Genomic DNA, 1691 nt, shown 5'->3' on the forward strand with positions numbered 1-1691 from the left:
GTCAGCACCGCGCCCCGCACACGCCGCCCGCGGGCGTCGTTCTCCGCCACCCATGCCTCGATGTCCGGCAGGTTCTCCTTGTCGGTGTCAGGCTCGGTGTCGGTGCAGACGAACATCATGTACTTCATCGCGCGCTCCTCGAATCGACGGCGTTTCACCAAAGCGACGAACGGGCGCGACGCTTATGGACATGTCCCACGCCAGTATTTGAACACGATGGTGGCCGGCGTCTGGTTTCTGTCGGTGGCGTGCGGCACTCTCCTGCGGTGAAGGCGAGGATCAACGGTCCTCATGGCAGATCGAGGAAACGCCGCATGCAGCTCTCCCCCACGGCCCAGCAGCTCCACCGCCACCTGACCGAGCCCGGTGCCGGCCATCCCGACCCGTGGCCGGACGGGGCCCGGCTGAGCGCGGCCGACCTGGGCCACCTGCTGCCCCTCGCCTACCGCGTGACCGGCAGCGGCCCGGCGTTCTCGATGAGGGTCACCGTCGAGGACCAGGTCAGGGAGCGGCAGCCGTCCTTCACCCCCGAGTCGTGCCTGGCGCTGTACGAGGCCCTGGTCGACGGCCTGGCCCGCCGTAAGTGGGCCGACCTGTGCCTGGCGGCGGCCGCGCTGCTGCGCTGCCCCGGCGGTGCCCCGACGGCCGCCCTCGCGGCGCCGGCGCGCACCCTGATCGAGTTCATGGCCCGCGAGAAGCGGATCGAGCACCCGTACGCGTTCCTGGCCGTGGCCGGCCTGGCCGGGATGGACGAGATGGCGGAGATCATGGAAGAACGGCGGGAGCCGCTGGCGGCGGCCGAGCTCGAGCTGGTCATGGGCCTGGACCCGGCGGGCAGGGCGCTGCTGGCCGAGATCGGGCCCGGGTCGTTCGGGTCGCCGCCGGAGCTGCCCGACGTCTGGGAACGGCTGGCCGCGATGCCGGCGTACGTGGACTTCGCCCGCTCGACCCTCGAGGCCGCCGACGGCCGGCTGGCGGAGATCCACGCGGGCGAGATCCCGTACCGGGCGGACAAGGCGTTCGGACCGAAGGAGACAGCGGCGATCGGGCGGGCCGCGCGGCTGGCGCTGTTCCGCGACGAGCCGTGGTTGCCCGAGCTGCTCGGCGGCCTGCTGACCCGGGTCGCCGTCGCGCCCACGACGGCCAAGACCCTGCCCTCGCAGGCGCTGCTGTACGAGGTGGCGCGGGCGGTCGAACGGTTCCCGACGCCGGAGGCGATCACGGCGCTGCGCACCGCCCGCGCGGTCACCCGGCACGCCGGCGTGGTCAAGCAGCTCGACCGGATGATCAGGCGGGCCGAGCCGGGGCTCGCGGACCGGGTCGAGGTGGCCTTCCGCATGCCGGATCTCGGCTTCGGGCCGGGCGGGCGGCTGGAGGTGCCGATCGGCGAGCACCGGGCGGTCGTCGCGGCCGGTGAGGACGGCTCGTTCGGGCTGTCCTGGTGGCACGGGGACCGGCCGCTCAAGAGCGTGCCCGCGGCGTTGCGCAAGGAGCATCCCGACGAGGTCAAGCGGCTGCGCGAGCTGGTCAAGCAGGTGCAGCGGCAGGTGACGACCCTGGTCACCGCGCTGGAGGCGGGCTTCGCCGGCGAGACCGCGCAGCCGTACGCCACCTGGCGCGAGCAGATCGCCGAGCATCCGATCGCCTCGACCTCGGCCTCCCAGATCAGCCGCCCGGCCACGGTCGAGGCG

1 protein-coding gene is annotated in these 1691 nt (G+C 73.2%); it reads left to right on the forward strand.

Translation table 11 applies throughout. The features are described from left to right. Positions 1-314 precede the first annotated feature (314 nt). The coding region (locus AB0J09_RS64130) for a DUF4132 domain-containing protein (protein ID WP_360714235.1) at positions 315-1691 on the forward strand (1377 nt) is incomplete at its 3' end.

Source organism: Nonomuraea sp. NPDC049784 (genome assembly GCF_040659615.1).
Lineage (GTDB): Bacteria > Actinomycetota > Actinomycetes > Streptosporangiales > Streptosporangiaceae > Nonomuraea.